The following is a 15518-nucleotide window of genomic DNA, read 5'->3' as shown; positions in this document are numbered from 1 at the left end:
ACATCATGAACAGCCAATACCGTAAAAGCCTGCCCGGCACACAGCTGGACTACTTCGACGCCCGTGCGGCCGTCGAAGAGATCCAGGCTGGTGCCTGGGACAAACTCCCGTACACCTCGCGCGTGCTGGCCGAGCAGTTGGTACGCCGCTGCGAGCCGGAGCAGCTCACCGCGGCCCTGGAGCAGCTGATCTACCGCAAGCGCGACCTCGACTTCCCCTGGTACCCGGCGCGCGTGGTCTGCCACGACATCCTCGGGCAGACCGCGCTGGTCGACCTGGCCGGCCTGCGCGATGCCATCGCCGACCAGGGCGGCGACCCGTCCAAGGTCAACCCGGTGGTGCCGACGCAGCTGATCGTCGACCACTCCCTGGCCGTGGAAGCCCCGGGCTTCGACCCCGAGGCCTTCGAGAAGAACCGCGCCATCGAGGACCGCCGCAACGAGGATCGCTTCCACTTCATCGAGTGGACCAAGACCGCGTTCAAGAACGTCGACGTGATCCCCGCCGGCAACGGCATCATGCACCAGATCAACCTGGAGAAGATGAGCCCGGTGATCCAGGCGCGCGGCGGCGTGGCCTTCCCCGACACCTGCGTCGGCACCGACTCGCACACCCCGCACGTGGACGCCCTGGGCGTGATCGCCATCGGCGTCGGAGGCCTGGAAGCCGAGACCGTGATGCTCGGCCACCCGTCGATGATGCGCCTGCCCGACATCGTCGGCGTCGAGCTGACCGGCAAGCGCCAGCCCGGCATCACCGCCACCGACATCGTCCTGGCCCTGACCGAGTTCCTGCGCAAGGAGCGCGTGGTGGGCGCCTACGTCGAGTTCTTCGGCGAAGGTGCCGACAGCCTCTCCGTCGGCGACCGCGCGACCATCTCCAACATGTGCCCGGAATACGGCGCCACCGCCTCGATGTTCTACATCGACCAGCAGACCATCGACTACCTCAAGCTCACCGGCCGCGAGCCCGAGCAGGTGGCGCTGGTGGAGAACTACGCCAAGACCCTCGGCCTGTGGGGCGATGCCTTGAAGAGCGCCGAGTACGAGCGCGTGCTCAGCTTCGACCTGGGCAGCGTGGTGCGCAACATGGCCGGCCCGTCCAACCCGCACCGCCGCCTGCCGACCTCGGCGCTGGCCGAGCGCGGCATCGCCGACGAGGCCAAGCTGGAGTCCGGCCGCGACGAAGAAGCCCACGGCCTGATGCCTGATGGCGCGGTGATCATCGCCGCCATCACCAGTTGCACCAACACCTCCAACCCGCGCAACGTGGTGGCCGCCGGCCTGCTGGCGAAGAAGGCCAACGCGCTGGGCCTGGTGCGCAAGCCCTGGGTGAAGACCTCCTTCGCGCCGGGTTCGAAAGTCGCCAGGCTGTACCTGGAAGAAGCCGGCCTGCTGACCGAGCTGGAAAAGCTCGGCTTCGGCATCGTCGCCTACGCCTGCACCACGTGCAACGGCATGTCCGGGGCGCTGGAGCCGAAGATCCAGCAGGAGATCATCGACCGCGACCTGTACGCCACCGCCGTGCTCTCGGGCAACCGCAACTTCGACGGGCGCATCCACCCCTACGCCAAGCAGGCCTTCCTCGCCTCGCCGCCGCTGGTGGTGGCCTACGCCATCGCCGGCACCGTGCGCTTCGACATCGAGCAGGACCCGCTGGGCACCGACGCCAACGGCAACCCGATCACCCTGAAAGACCTGTGGCCGTCCGACGAAGAGATCGACGCCATTGTCGCGGCCAGCGTGAAGCCGGAGCAGTTCCGCCAGGTGTACATCCCGATGTTCGACCTGGGCAGCGTGAAGGAAGCCGACAGCCCGCTGTACGACTGGCGCCCGATGTCCACCTACATCCGCCGCCCGCCCTACTGGGAAGGCGCGCTGGCCGGCGAACGCACGCTCAAGGGCATGCGCCCGCTGGCGATCCTGCCGGACAACATCACCACCGACCACCTGTCGCCGTCCAACGCCATCCTCGCCAGCTCCGCGGCCGGCGAATACCTGGCGAAAATGGGCCTGCCGGAGGAGGACTTCAACTCCTACGCCACCCACCGCGGCGACCACCTCACCGCACAGCGAGCCACCTTCGCCAACCCGCAGCTGGTCAACGAGATGGCCGTGGTCGACGGCCAGGTGAAGAAGGGTTCGCTGGCCCGCGTTGAGCCGGAAGGCAAGGTGATGCGCATGTGGGAAGCCATCGAGACCTACATGAACCGCAAGCAGAACCTGATCATCGTCGCCGGCGCCGACTACGGCCAGGGCTCGTCCCGCGACTGGGCAGCCAAGGGCGTGCGCCTGGCCGGCGTGGAAGTGATCGTGGCCGAGGGCTTCGAGCGCATCCACCGCACCAACCTGGTGGGCATGGGCGTGCTGCCGGTGGAGTTCAAGCCGGGCACCACGCGCCTGACCCTGGGCCTGGACGGCACCGAGACCTACGACATCGAAGGCGAACTGTCGCCGCGCTGCGACCTGACCCTGGTGGTCAACCGCCGCAACGGTGAAGTGGTTCGCGTGCCGGTGACCTGCCGCCTCGACACCGCCGCCGACGTCAGCGTGTACAAGGCCGGCGGCGTGCTGCAGCGCTTCGCCAAGGACTTCCTCAAGGGGGCAGTGGCCTAAGACCGCAGGTTCGAGAAAAGCGCTGGAGGCTGGAGGCTGGAGGCTGGAGGCTGAAAGCTGAACGAGAAGCCGCTCCCTCGTTCAGCCTCCAGCGCCTTTTTCGGTTTTTCATCCCCTCAGCCAGGACGAAATCATGGCTCAGCAACCCCAGATCAAGATTTCTGCCACCTACATCCGCGGCGGCACCAGCAAGGGCGTGTTCTTCCGCCTGCAGGACCTGCCCGAGCGCTGCCAGGTGCCGGGCGCGGCGCGCGACAAGCTGTTCATGCGCGTGATCGGCAGCCCCGATCCGTACAGCGCGCACATCGACGGCATGGGCGGCGCCACCTCCAGCACCAGCAAGTGCGTGATCCTGTCGAAAAGCAGCCAGCCCGGCCACGACGTCGACTACCTCTACGGGCAGATTTCCATCGACAAGGCCTTCGTCGACTGGAGCGGCAACTGCGGCAACCTCTCCACCGCCGCCGGCGCCTTCGCCATCCACGCCGGCCTGGTCGACCCCGAGCGCATCCCGGACAACGGCACCTGCGTGGTGCGCATCTGGCAGGCCAACATCAACAAGACCATCATCGCCCACGTGCCGGTGACCAACGGCCAGGTCCAGGAAACCGGCGACTTCGAACTGGACGGGGTGACCTTCCCGGCCGCCGAGATCGTGCTGGAGTTCCTCGACCCGTCCGACGACGGCGAGGAAGGCGGCTCGATGTTCCCCACCGGCAACCTGGTGGACGACCTGGAAGTGCCCGGCGTCGGCACCTTCAAGGCGACCATGATCAGCGCCGGCATCCCCACCGTGTTCGTCAATGCCGAGGACATCGGCTACAAGGGCACCGAACTGCGCGAAGACATCAACTCCGACCCCGAGCAACTGGCGCGCTTCGAAAAGATCCGCATCGCCGGCGCCCTGCGCATGGGCCTGATCAAGACTCCCGAAGAAGCGGCCACCCGCCAGCACACGCCGAAGATCGCCTTCGTCTCGCCGCCCAAGGACTACCGCACCTCCAGCGGCAAGCAGGTGCAGGCCGGGGACGTCGACCTGCTGGTGCGCGCGCTGTCCATGGGCAAGCTGCACCACGCCATGATGGGCACCGCCGCCGTGGCCATCGGCACCGCCGCGGCCGTGCCGGGCACCCTGGTCAACCTCGCGGCCGGTGGCGGCGAACGCAGCGCCGTGCGCTTCGGCCACCCCTCCGGTACCCTGCGCGTGGGCGCCGAGGCGAAGCAGGTGGACGGCGAATGGACGGTGACCAAGGCCATCATGAGCCGCAGCGCGCGCATCCTCATGGAAGGCTGGGTGCGGGTGCCGGGCGACGCCTTCTGAGCGCCGCCGCGTAGGAGCGGATTCCGTCCGCGATGGCCCTGGCCGGCGCAATCGCGGATGAATCCTACGGTTCCAGGAAGCACGGCTTTTCGTAGGATGGCGTTGAGCGAAGCGATACCCATCAGCGCAACCGCATGGGTTTCGCAAGCTCAACCCATCCTACGAAGAGCACCTCGGCGCAAGACAGTTCCTACGTTGCAGGCGAGCACCTCGGCAGCTGCTCGCCGTAGGATGGGTCGAGCGAAGCGATACCCATCGCCATCGTTCGCGAAAGCTTTGCGCCCCCAGCGTCTAGACTCTCCCGGATTACCGCGCAGGAGCACGCCATGAGCACCAACGCCGATCCGAACACCCGCCCCGACTACGACGGCGTCCTGCAGCAGATCGCCGACTACGTCCTGACCTACCGCGTCGACTCCGCCGAGGCACGCGACACCGCGCGGCTGTGCCTGATGGACAGCCTGGCCTGCGCCCTGCTGGCCCTGCGCTTCCCCGAATGCACCAAGCTGCTCGGCCCGCAGGTGGAAGGCACCGTGGTGCCCCACGGCTCGCGGGTGCCGGGCACGCGTTTCTGCCTCGATCCGGTCAAGGCCGCCTGGGACATTGGCGCGCTGGTGCGCTGGCTGGACTACAACGACACCTGGCTGGCCGCCGAATGGGGCCATCCGTCGGATAACCTCGGCGCCATCCTCGGCCTCGCCGACCACCTGGCGCAGCGCGCCCAGGCCAACGGCGAGCCGCCGCTGAGCATGGGCGACGTGCTGGAATCCATGGTCCTGGCCCACGAGATCCAGGGCGTGTTCGCCCTGGAGAACGCCTTCAACCGCGTCGGCCTGGACCACGTGTTCCTGGTCAAGCTCGCCTCCACGGCCGTGAGCGCACGGCTGCTCGGCGCCGACCGCGAGCAGCTGCTCTCCGCTCTCTCCCACGCCTGCGTCGACGGCCAGGCGCTGCGCACCTACCGCCACGCGCCCAACGCCGGCTCGCGCAAGTCCTGGGCCGCCGGCGACGCCAGCAGCCGCGGCCTGCGCCTGGCGGACATCGCCCGGCGCGGCGAGATGGGCATCCCCGGCGTGCTGACCGCGCCGCAGTGGGGCTTCTACGACGTGCTGTTCAGCCACACCAACAAGGACCTGGCGCTCAAACCCGACGACCAGCGCCGCTTCCGCCTGCCGCAGCCCTTCGCCAGCTACGTGATGGAGAACGTGCTGTTCAAGATCAGCTTCCCCGCCGAGTTCCACGCGCAGACCGCCGTGGAAGCCGCGGTGCAGCTGCACCCGCTGGTGCGCAACCGCATCAGCGAGATCACCCGCATCGTCATCGACACCCAGGAATCGGCGATCCGCATCATCTCCAAGACCGGCCCCCTGGCCAACGCCGCCGACCGCGACCACTGCATCCAGTACATGGTCGCCGTGCCGCTGATCTACGGCACCCTGGAAGCCGAGCACTACGAAGACGCCTTCCACGCCGCGCACCCGCTGATCGACCGCCTGCGCGACAAGATGGAAGTGGTGGAGGACCCGCGCTACAGCCGCGAATACCTGGAGCCGGGCAAGCGCAGCATCGCCAACGCCGTGCAGGTGTTCTTCAGCGACGGCAGCAGCACGCCGAAGATCGAGGTGGAATACCCGGTGGGCCATCGCCGCCGCCGCGCCGAGGGCATCCCGCTGCTGGAGGCGAAGTTCCGCAACGCCCTGGCCACCCGCTTCGCCCCGCAGCGCTGCGCGCAGATAACCGCGCTGTGCGACGACCCCGCGCAGCTGGAAGCCACGCCGGTGCACCGCTTCATGGATTTGCTGGTGATCTGAAGCGCTTTTGCAGGATGGGTTGAGCCCTGGCGAAACCCATGCGGTCATGGCGATGGGTATCGCTGCGCTACGCCATTCCCTTGTAGGAGCGCGCCCTGCGCGCGAATCGCGGGCAGGGCCCGCTCCTACAGGTTGCCGTGAGGCATGGCATTCTCTCCCCGTAGGAGCGGACCTTGTCCGCGATAGCCGGAACCAACGGCGCGATTCGCGGATGAGATCCGCTACAGGGCGGCCACAACGCTCAGGCCAACAGATCCCCCTGCAACTGCTCCAGCAGCACCTGGATGCGCGCCAGGCGCACCGTGGGGTCGTCCATCTCCAGCAGCACCTGCTTCTGCTCCGGCTCGAAGGGCAGCAGGTAGGCCAGTTGGCAGGCCAGCTCCTGCTGGCCGTGGACCTCGCCGCCCATCTCCAGGGTGGCGACCATCGGGTGCAGCGACAGCGCGCCGAGCAGCGCGGCCAGGTCGTCGTGTTCCTCGGTCAGCGGCTGGTCGGGCTGTTCCTCCAGCCAGGCCACGTCGGCTTCCAGCAGTTGGTCCGGCTGCACCTGCGTATCCAGCACGCGGAAACGCCGGCCGCCCTCGACGCGGATGCCCAGCAGGCCGTTGGGCAACTGCTGCCAGTCGCGGATCAGCGCCTCGCAGCCGACCTGGCTGAACGCCTGCGGCGCCTCGCCCACTTCGCGGCCTTCGACGATGGACACCACGCCGAAGCCGCTGCCCTGCTTCATGCAGCGGCCGATCATGTCCAGGTAGCGCGCCTCGAAGATCTGCAGGTCCAGGCGGCAACCGGGGAACAGCACGGTGTTGAGGGGGAAGAGCGGCAACTTCATGTGAATCTTCCTGCTTCAGGCGATCAACGCTACCGCCAACGGTAGCAGCACTGCGGTGCCCACGCCCATCAGGCTCATCGCCAGGGCGGCGAAGGCGCCGCATTCCTCGCCCTCCTGCAGGGCGCGGGAGGTGCCCACGGCGTGGGCGGTCATGCCCAGCGCCATGCCCTGGGCGGCCGGGTGGCGCACGCCGATGCGGCGCAGCAGCTCCGGGCCGAGGATGGCGCCGAGCACCCCGGTGATCAGCACGAACACCGCCGCCAGCGCCGCCACGCCGCCGATCTGGCTGGCCACCAGCATGGCGATGGGCGAGGTCACCGACTTCGGCGCCAGGCTCATCAGCAGCTCGCCGCGCAGGCCGAACAGCCAACCCAGGCCAATGCCGGCCACGGTGGCCAGCACGCCGGCCACCAGCAGGGTGACCAGGGTCGGCCAGAACAGCTGGCGGATGCGCTTGAGGTTGAGGAACAGCGGCACCGCCAGGGCCACGGTGGCCGGGCCGAGCAGCACGGTCAGCACGCTGACCCCGGCGCTGTAGGCCTGGTAGTCGATGCCGGTGCCCAGCAGCACCAGGATCACCATGGCCATGGACACCAGCACCGGCTGCAGGAACACCCAGCGCGTGCGCTCGTACGCTGCCAGGGCCAGTTGGTAGGTCGCCAGGGTGATGCCGATGCAGAACAGCGGGTGATGGGTGACCGCCTGCCAGGCGCCTTGCCAGTCAAGCATCGCGGGCCTCCTTGCGGCCGCGCTGGCGGTCGATCAGCTTCTGCATCAGCCAGCCGGCGAACAGGAAGGAGCCCAGCAGCGACAGCGCCAGGGCCCCGGCCAGCGGCCAGAAGTCCGCCAGCAGCTGGCGGCCGTAGACCATCACCCCCACCGCCGGCGGCACCAGCAGCAGCGGCAGGTAGCGCAGCAGCGAGGAGGCCGCGAGCGTGATCGGCTCGCCCACTTCCCCGCGCGCCAGCAGGAACGCCAGCAGCAGCACCAGCCCAATGATCGGGCCGGGGATCATCGGCAGGATGAGAACATTCAGACCGGTGCCCAGCAGTTGGAACAGCACCAGCCAGGTCAGGCCGCGGAGCAGCATGGCAACCTCCTGTGAAAAAGCCCGACATTATGCCCAAGTACGCCCGGCCTATGGCATGGCATTCGCTTCAAGCATAGGTGCGCAGCCGTCATCGACCTGTGCCATGCTGCATCGCACGCAAAAAACAACAACACGCGTTCGCGGAGGAAAACATGCCGTTCGTTCCCGTCAGCACCCTCAAGGACTACATTGGCAAGGACCTGGGCCATTCCGAATGGCTCACCATCGACCAGAACCGCATCAACCAGTTCGCCGAGTGCACCGAGGACCACCAGTTCATCCACGTGGACCCGGAGAAGGCGAAGAAGACCCCGTTCGGCGGCACCATCGCCCACGGTTTCCTCTCCCTGTCGCTGATTCCCAAGCTCTGCGAAGGCCTGCTGGTGCTCCCGGAGAACCCGAAGATGGTGGTCAACTACGGCCTCGACAGCGTGCGCTTCATCCAGCCGGTGCCGGTGGATTCGCGGGTGCGCCTGCAGGTGACCATCCTCGACGTCAGCGAGAAGAACCCCGGCCAGTGGCTGATCAAGGCGCGCTGCACCCTGGAGATCGAAGGCCTGCCCAAGCCGGCCTACATCGCCGAATCGCTGAGCCTGGCCTTCGTCTGACGCCGGCGCCCGGCCCCCTGCAAAAAAGCCCGCGCCCGCGGGCTTTTTTGCGTCACACTGGTGCAAAACCGCCGTGACCGACCTGCCGCATGCGCCTGCACCTTCCCCTCCTCGCCCTGATCCTGGCCCTGGCGGCCTGCGACCAGGGCCCCGCCCAGCCCTCGGCCGACCTGGTGCTGCCCGACGGCGCGCGCTACCACGGCGCCCTCGTCGATGGCCGCCTGCACGGCGAGGGGCGCCTGGAGCACGGCAACGGCGCCTGGTACCAGGGCCGCTTCGCCAAGGGCCTGTTCGACGGCCCGGGCGAATGGCACGGCGCCGACGGCAGCCACTACCAGGGCGGCTTCCGCGCCGGCCTCTACCACGGCCAGGGCCAACTGGACGACGGCCAGGGCAACGAGTATGCAGGCACCTTCGAGAACGGCCAGCTGCGCGGCAAGGGCAGCTTCAGCGACGCCGACGGCGACCGCTACGAGGGCGGCTTCGAGAACACCGAATTCAGCGGCCAGGGGCGCTTCGTCAACGCCGACGGCGACGTGTGGAGCGGCCAGTTCAGCCAGGGCGCGCTGAACGGCCAGGGCAAGTACGAAGGCCGCGACGGCAGCCGCTACGAAGGCGGCTTCAAGGACTGGCGCTTCGCCGGCGAAGGCGTGCTGACCCAGGCCGACGGCCAGGTCTACCGTGGCCAGTTCGCCGACGGCAAGTTCGCCGGCAAGGGCAGCCTGCGCGGCGCCGACGGGCGCCTGCAGGCCGGCACCTGGAGCAACGGCCTGCTGCGCCGCGACGAACAGGGCCGGCGCCTGCCCAACCCGGTGGAGGTAGGCCTGCTGGAACAGGGCCGCCTGCTCGACCGCGCCCTGGCCGCGCTGCCGCCTTCCACGCCGCAGGTGGAGCTGTACGCCCTGAGCGTGGGCGGCGACGGCAAGCAGAGTGTGTTCCTGCGCGAGGCCGACTACGTCGCCCGCCTGCTCGGCCAGCGCTTCGGCGCGCGCGGCGTGGTCACCCTGGTGAACAACCGCAACCATGCCGACGACCGCCCCATGGCCACCCGCGAGAGCCTGGCGCGGGCGATCCGCGCCCTGGCGCGCAGCAGCGGCCCGGAGGACCTGGTGTTCATCTACCTGACCAGCCACGGCAGCCACGACCACCAACTGATCCTCGACATGCCCGGCATCCGCCTGGACAACCTGCCCGCCGCCGACCTGGCCGAACTCCTCGCGCCGCTGAAGGAGCGCTACAAGGTGCTGGTGATCTCGGCCTGCTACAGCGGCGGCTTCATCGAACCTCTGAAGGACGACAGGACTCTGATCATGACCGCGGCGCGCAGCGACCGGGTGTCCTTCGGCTGTTCCGAGGAAGCCGACTTCACCTACTTCGGCCAGGCCCTGTTCGCCAACGCCCTGAACGCCACCGACGACCTGCAGCAGGCCTTCCAGCTGGCCAGCAGCGAGGTCGCCCGGCGCGAGGCGGCGGACGGCTTCGACGCTTCCGAGCCGCAGCTGTGGGCGCCAGCGGCCGTGCTGCAGCGCTGGAACACCTTGCGTGCGGGCCAGGCCAGCCGGGCCCTGAGCGCCGATGCGGGGCACGTGCAGGAAAAACGATAGCCCGGCAACTACGCTTGTAACTGTGTCAGCGGAGAAACCAGGATGTATTCAACACCGACGCATGTCATTCTCGCCGGCGCCACCGGCCTCACCGGCGAACACCTGCTCGACCGCATGCTCAGCGAGCCGACGGTCAAGCGCGTGCTGGCGCCTACGCGCCGGCCACTGGCCGCCCACCCGCGCCTGGAGAACCCCATCGGCCCGCTGGCCGAACTCATCCCCAACCTGGCCGGGCCGGTGGACACGGTGTTCTGCTGCCTGGGCACCACGCTCAAGGAGGCCGGCTCGGAGGCGGCCTTCAAGGCGGTGGACTACGACCTGCCGCTGGCCCTGGGCGAGCACGCGCTCAAGCTCGGCGCGCGGCATTACGTGGTGGTCAGCGCGCTGGGCGCGGACAGCAAGTCCTCGCTGTTCTACAACCGCGTCAAGGGCGAGCTGGAAGAGGCCCTGCAGAAACAGGGCTGGGCGCAACTGACCATCGCCCGCCCGTCCCTGCTGCTGGGCCAGCGCGAGGAAATCCGCCTGGCCGAACTGCTCGCCGCGCCCTTCGCCCGCATCCTCCCCGGCAAGCTGCACGGCATCGAAGCCTGCGCCCTGGCCCGCGCCCTCTGGCGCCTGGCCCTGGAGACGGGCAAGGGTGTGCGGTTCGTCGAGTCGGATGAGCTGCGCAGGCTGGGGAAATAGTCCCGGCAGCGCCGAGGCGCTCTTCGTAGGATGGGTTGAGCTTGCGAAACCCATCGGGCCATGGTGATGGGTATCGCTTCGCTCAACCCATCCTACGGGACTTTCCTGGAACCGTAGGAGCGGACCTTGTCCGCGATAGCCGGAGGCTCCGGCGCGGTTCGCGGATAAGATCCGCTCCTACGCGACGCCCACCACCTGTAGGAGCGCGCCCTGCGCGCGATTTCGCGGGCAGGGCCCGCTCCTACAGTTCGGCATGAGGTATGGCATTCCCCTGTAGCGGACCTTGTCCGCGATAGCCGGGGGCTCCGGCGCGGTTCGCGGATAGGATCCGCTCCTACGCGACGCCCACCTGTAGGAGCGCGCCCTGCGCACGATTCGCGGGCAAGGCCCGCGGCGTCAATTCCCGCCCCACACCTGCAGGCCGATGCCCAGCTCGGCGGCGATCGACAGCGGCAACAGCACGGTGTCCAGCAACGCGCTACCCGGCAGGTCCAGCCGTGGGTATTTCGGCGCCTCGGTGCCGTAGTGGTCCTGCGGGCAACAACCGCCGTTGATGGAATACCAGTCCAGCCGCGTGCCGGCGTAGATCAGCGGGGCGCCGGGCTTGTTGGCGTTGAGGGTCTTCACGGTGGCGCAGCCGCCCAGCTGCAGCAACATCAAGGCGGCTAGGAGCTTATTCGTCACTGACAAGGTGGTGTTCGCCCCAGCGCGGCAGCATGTCCTGGGGGATGCCCAGTTGGTTGAGGATGCGCGCGACCACGAAGTCGATCAGGTCGTCGATGGTCTGCGGCTGATGGTAGAAACCCGGCGCCGCCGGCAGGATCACCGCGCCCAGGTTGGACAGCTTGAGCATGTTCTCCAGGTGGATGCTCGACAGCGGCGCCTCGCGCGGCACCAGGATCAGCTGGCGGCGCTCCTTCAGGGCGACGTCGGCGGCGCGCTCGATCAGGTTGTTGCAGGCGCCGCTGGCGATCGCCGACAGCGTGCCGGTGGAGCAAGGCACCACCACCATGGCGCCGGGCGCGCCGGAGCCGGAGGCCACCGGGGCCATCCAGTCTTCCTTCCCGTAGACGCGGATCTGCCCAGGCGCGGCGCCGGTGTATTCGCTGAGGAAGGCCTGCATCGCCTGGGGCTTGCCCGGCAGGGTCACGTCGGTCTCGGTGGCCACCACCAGTTGCGCGGCCTTGGAGATCAGGAAGTGCACCTCACGGTCTTCCTGCACCAGGCAGTCGAGCAGGCGCAGGCCGTACTGCGCGCCGGAGGCGCCGGTCATCGCCAGGGTGACGCGTTCGGCTCCCGCCATCTCAGTCCTCCAGGGCCTTGGCCAGCTTGCCGTGCAGGCCGCCGAAGCCGCCGTTGCTCATGATCACCACCTGGGTGCCCGGCGTGGCCACGGCCTTCACGCCCTCGATGATGGCCTCCAGGGAATCGCACACCTGGGTCGGCACGGTCGAGCCGGCCACGGTGGCGGCCAGGTCCCAGCCCAGGTTCGGCGGCGCGTACCAGAACACCCGGTCGGCCTGGGTGACGCTGTCCGCCAGGCCGTCGCGGTGGGCGCCCAGCTTCATCGAGTTGGAGCGCGGCTCGACCACGGCGATCACCGGGGCGTCGCCGACGCGCTTGCGCAAGCCGTCGAGGGTAGTGGCGATGGCGGTCGGGTGGTGGGCGAAGTCGTCGTAGAGGGTCACGCCCTTCACTTCGGCGACCTTCTCCATGCGCCGCTTGACGCTCTTGAACGCCGACAGCGCGGCGCAGCCCAGCTCCGGCACCACGCCGACGTGGCGCGCCGCGGCCAGGCAGGCCAGGGCGTTGGCGACGTTGTGCTGGCCGGTCAGTTCCCATTCCACCGTGCCCTGGGCGGCGCCGTCGAACAGCACCTCGAAGCGCGAGCCGTCGGCGCTGAGCAAGCGCGCCTGCCATTGGCCGCCCTCGCCTGTGGTTTGCACGGGGGTCCAGCAGCCCATGCCGATCACGCGCTTGAGCGCGGTTTCGTTTTCCGGGTGGATGATCAGGCCTTCGCCGGGGATGGTCCGCACCAGGTGGTGGAACTGCCGCTCGATGGCCGCCAGGTCCGGGAAGATGTCCGCGTGATCGAATTCCAGGTTGTTCAGGATGGCGGTGCGCGGGCGGTAGTGGACGAACTTGGAGCGCTTGTCGAAGAAGGCGCTGTCGTACTCGTCGGCTTCCACCACGAAGAACGGCGTGCCGCCCAGGCGCGCGGAGACGCCGAAGTTCTGCGGCACGCCGCCGATCAGGAAGCCCGGGCTCATGCCGGCGTGTTCCAGCACCCAGGCCAGCATGCTGCTGGTGGTGGTCTTGCCGTGGGTGCCGGCGGCGGCCAGCACCCAGCGGCCCTGCAGCACGTGGTCGGCCAGCCACTGCGGGCCGGAAACGTAGGGCAGACCCTTGTTCAGCACGTGCTCCACCGCCGGGTTGCCGCGCGACAGGGCGTTGCCGATCACCACCAGGTCCGGCGCCGGCTCCAGGTGGGCGGGCTCGTAGCCCTGCATCAGCTCGATGCCCTGGGCCTGCAGCTGGGTGCTCATGGGCGGGTAGACGTTGGCGTCGGAACCGGTGACGCGGTGCCCCAGTTCCTTGGCCAGCACGGCCAGCGAACCCATGAAGGTGCCGCAGATGCCGAGGATGTGGATATGCATGCAGACTCCTGCAATCAAGCCTGGGAAGGCGCTTCGAATGGGCGGCAGATTAGCACAGCGCCGGGTACCGGCGGGGTGGCTGGATGCATCAGACGGCGCCATTGGGCGGGGGTTCCACGCAAGCCATTGGTGGGCCTGGCGTAGGGCGTATAACCGTTCGCGGTTATCCGCCGATACACCCAATCTTCACCCAAAGCCAAGGTCGAACCTGAAGCCATCCATCTACACAGCCGCCCCCACCGCCAAGGTCGAACCCGGAGCCGCCTGGGGCCTAGGTCAAACGGCGTACAACCGCGAACGGTTGTACGCCCTACGGTACGGAGCGGCTCAAACCGTGGCGGCGCAGCTTGCGGTACAGGGTGTTGCGGCTGATGCCCAGCTGCTGCGCGGTGCGGCTCATGTGCCAGCGCTGCGCCTCCAGCACCGCCAGCAGCGCGCCGCGCTCGGCGTCGAGCAGGCAGTCGGCGGGCGCTTCCGCTTCGGGCGCGGGCTTGGGTTGCGCGGCGCGGCGGATGTCCACCGGCAGGTCGGCCAGGTGCACGCGGCCGCCCTCGCTCAGCGCCACCAGGGTGCGCAGCACGTTGCGCAGCTGGCGCACGTTGCCCGGCCAGGGATGGTCGAGCAGGACCTGGCGCACGTCCTCGTCGAGCACGATGGACCGGCCCCGGGATTCCTCGGCTAGCAGTTGCGCCAGCAGCTGCGGCCGGTCCTCGCGCTCGCGCAGGGCCGGCAGTTGCAGCACCAGGCCGTTGAGGCGGTAGTAGAGGTCTTCGCGGAAGGTGCCGGCGGCCACCAGCTCCTCCAGGTTGCGGTGGGTGGCGCTGATCAGGCGCAGGTCCACCGGCTGCGCCACGCCGTCGCCCAGGGGCACCACCTGGCGCTCTTCCAGCACCCGCAGCAGGCGCGTCTGCAGGGCCAGGGGCATGTCGCCGATCTCGTCGAGGAACAGGGTGCCGCCGTCGGCCTGCAGCAGCTTGCCGCGCATGCCTTCCTTGCGCGCGCCGGTGAAGCTGCCGCCGCGGTAGCCGAACAGCTCGCTCTCGATCAGGCTTTCCGGGATGGCCGCGCAGTTCAGCGCGACGAAGGCCTTGCCGGCGCGCTCGCCGGACTGGTGCACGGCCTTGGCGAAGGCCTCCTTGCCCGAGCCGGTTTCGCCGTGCAGCAGCAGCGGCACGTCGTGGGCATACACCTTGAGGGCGCGGCGGAAGTCCGCGGCCAGGTGTTCGTCGCCCAGGCACAGCCCCGGCGCGACAGGCGCCGGCCGTGACACGGGAATCGCCAGCGGCCGCGGCTCGCCACGCAGCTGGGCGTGGAACTGGCGCCCGGCATGGCTGCGCAGCGGCCAGCTGAGGCCGGCCTGGGTGCTGGCGCGGCCGAGCAGTTCGTCCAGGCGGATGTCGAAGCAGTCTTCCACGCTGCGGCCGAGCAGGCCGTCGCGCGGGCGGTCGAGCAGGTTCAGCGCGCCCTGGTTGGCGGCGAGGATGCGCCCGGCGCCGTCGAAGGCCACCAGGCCCTCGCTGAACAGCCCGACGTACTCGGCCTGCAGGTGGAAGCGCAGCAGCCACTGGCCTTCGAAGCGGCGCAGGAAGTAGCAGCTCTCGATCATCTTCGCCGAGAGGTTGACCAGGGCCATGGTGTGGAACTGGCTCTGCCGCGACAGGTCGCGGCGCGCCGAGGACACGTCGAGCACCGCCAGCAGTTCGCCGTGGGGGTCGAACACCGGGCTCGCCGAGCAGGTCAGGCCGGTGTGCAGGCTGCGGAAGTGTTCGTCGCGGTGGATGGTCAGCGCCTGGCGCTCGATGAGGCAGGTGCCGATGCCGTTGGTGCCCTCGCGGGCCTCGCTCCAGTCGGCGCCCAGCCACAGCCCGGCGTGCTCGAAGGTGGCGCGTTCGGCCTCGTCGCAGACGCGGTTGAGGATCACCCCGCGGGCGTCGGTGAGCAGCACTGCGTGGCCGGCGCCGGCGAGCTGCTGGCGCAGGCTGGTCATCTCGCCGCTGGCGATTTCCAGCACCTGCTGCAGGCCTTCGCGGCGCTCCAGCATGCGCCGGTGCTCCAGCACCGTGGGCGGCAGCGTCTGCGCCGGGTCGAGGTGGTATTCCTCCAGGCAGCGCAGCCAGGAACGGGCGATCGACGGATCGGCGGCGGGGCCGCTGGCCGGTTGCTGCCCGCGGGCCACCGTCATGACCTGGCGGGCGTGGCGACTCATGGCGTTCGCACTCATTGTTATGGTTCTCCACGGAAGGGACGGCAGGCAGTCCCGGGGCGACCGTTCCCGCAGCATCGTCCAGCGCGCCGC

At 69.0% G+C, this 15518-nt stretch carries 13 protein-coding genes; 6 read left to right on the top strand and 7 right to left on the bottom strand.

Features of this window, described 5'->3' with window-relative positions:
- Positions 1–5: 5 nt before the first annotated feature.
- From acnD to prpD, 3 genes are all read left to right on the top strand, one after another.
- Positions 6–2615 (top strand): Fe/S-dependent 2-methylisocitrate dehydratase AcnD, encoded by a 2610-nt coding sequence (gene acnD / locus PM1_RS04875; protein WP_024128459.1) that lies wholly within the window; start codon positions 6–8, stop codon positions 2613–2615.
- Between the two features lie 133 nt (positions 2616–2748).
- Positions 2749–3936: a 2-methylaconitate cis-trans isomerase PrpF gene (gene prpF, locus PM1_RS04870; protein WP_009615985.1), complete on the top strand. Its 1188-nt coding sequence runs from the start codon at positions 2749–2751 to the stop codon at positions 3934–3936.
- A 326-nt stretch (positions 3937–4262) separates the two neighbouring features.
- Positions 4263–5747 (top strand): 2-methylcitrate dehydratase, encoded by a 1485-nt coding sequence (gene prpD / locus PM1_RS04865; RefSeq protein ID WP_009615984.1) that lies wholly within the window; start codon positions 4263–4265, stop codon positions 5745–5747.
- Between the two features lie 241 nt (positions 5748–5988).
- On the opposite strand, the gene PM1_RS04860 is transcribed toward prpD, so the two are convergent.
- From PM1_RS04860 to PM1_RS04850, 3 genes are read right to left on the bottom strand one after another with little or no spacing between them, the layout of a single operon-like run.
- Positions 5989–6579 carry an LON peptidase substrate-binding domain-containing protein gene (locus tag PM1_RS04860; protein ID WP_009615983.1) on the bottom strand — a complete coding sequence of 197 codons (591 nt, stop codon included), beginning with the start codon at positions 6577–6579 and terminating at the stop codon, positions 5989–5991.
- A 15-nt stretch (positions 6580–6594) separates the two neighbouring features.
- Positions 6595–7308 (bottom strand): LrgB family protein, encoded by a 714-nt coding sequence (locus PM1_RS04855; RefSeq protein WP_009615982.1) that lies wholly within the window; start codon positions 7306–7308, stop codon positions 6595–6597.
- Positions 7301–7669 (bottom strand): CidA/LrgA family protein, encoded by a 369-nt coding sequence (locus PM1_RS04850; protein WP_009615981.1) that lies wholly within the window; start codon positions 7667–7669, stop codon positions 7301–7303. Before PM1_RS04850 ends, PM1_RS04855 begins: the two co-directional genes overlap by 8 nt.
- Positions 7670–7821: 152 nt before the next feature.
- Between PM1_RS04850 and PM1_RS04845 the strand changes: the two genes are divergently transcribed.
- The 3 genes from PM1_RS04845 (at position 7822) to PM1_RS04835 (ending at position 10565) form a co-directional block, all read left to right on the top strand.
- Entirely contained in the window at positions 7822–8277 is a 456-nt protein-coding gene (locus tag PM1_RS04845; RefSeq protein WP_009615980.1) for a MaoC family dehydratase, read from the top strand.
- Between the two features lie 89 nt (positions 8278–8366).
- A complete protein-coding gene (locus PM1_RS04840) occupies positions 8367–9881 on the top strand; it encodes a C13 family peptidase (RefSeq protein WP_009615979.1) in 1515 nt (504 codons plus the stop codon).
- Between the two features lie 42 nt (positions 9882–9923).
- Positions 9924–10565, top strand: a complete 642-nt coding sequence (locus PM1_RS04835; protein ID WP_009615978.1) for an oxidoreductase — start codon at positions 9924–9926, stop codon at positions 10563–10565.
- Positions 10566–10961: 396 nt separating this feature from the next.
- Here the strand turns inward: PM1_RS04835 and PM1_RS04830 are convergent, their stop codons facing one another.
- The 4 genes from PM1_RS04830 to PM1_RS04815 all read right to left on the bottom strand — a co-directional run bounded on the left by PM1_RS04830 (position 10962) and on the right by PM1_RS04815 (position 15443).
- A complete protein-coding gene (locus tag PM1_RS04830; protein ID WP_009615977.1) occupies positions 10962–11222 on the bottom strand; it encodes a YceK/YidQ family lipoprotein in 261 nt (86 codons plus the stop codon).
- Positions 11223–11238: 16 nt separating this feature from the next.
- The gene (ubiX, locus tag PM1_RS04825) at positions 11239–11868 is read right to left on the bottom strand and encodes a flavin prenyltransferase UbiX (protein ID WP_009615976.1); all 630 of its coding nucleotides are present in this window, start codon (positions 11866–11868) and stop codon (positions 11239–11241) included.
- Position 11869: 1 nt separating this feature from the next.
- The gene (mpl, locus tag PM1_RS04820) at positions 11870–13222 is read right to left on the bottom strand and encodes a UDP-N-acetylmuramate:L-alanyl-gamma-D-glutamyl-meso-diaminopimelate ligase (RefSeq protein ID WP_009615975.1); all 1353 of its coding nucleotides are present in this window, start codon (positions 13220–13222) and stop codon (positions 11870–11872) included.
- Between the two features lie 310 nt (positions 13223–13532).
- Positions 13533–15443 (bottom strand): sigma-54-dependent Fis family transcriptional regulator, encoded by a 1911-nt coding sequence (locus tag PM1_RS04815; RefSeq protein ID WP_009615974.1) that lies wholly within the window; start codon positions 15441–15443, stop codon positions 13533–13535.
- Between the last annotated feature and the right edge of the window lie 75 nt (positions 15444–15518).

The organism is Pseudomonas sp. M1 (assembly GCF_022760135.1).
Taxonomy (GTDB): domain Bacteria; phylum Pseudomonadota; class Gammaproteobacteria; order Pseudomonadales; family Pseudomonadaceae; genus Pseudomonas; species Pseudomonas citronellolis.
Note: the sequence above shows the minus strand (reverse complement) of the source record. Positions and strands in the feature narration are given on the sequence as shown.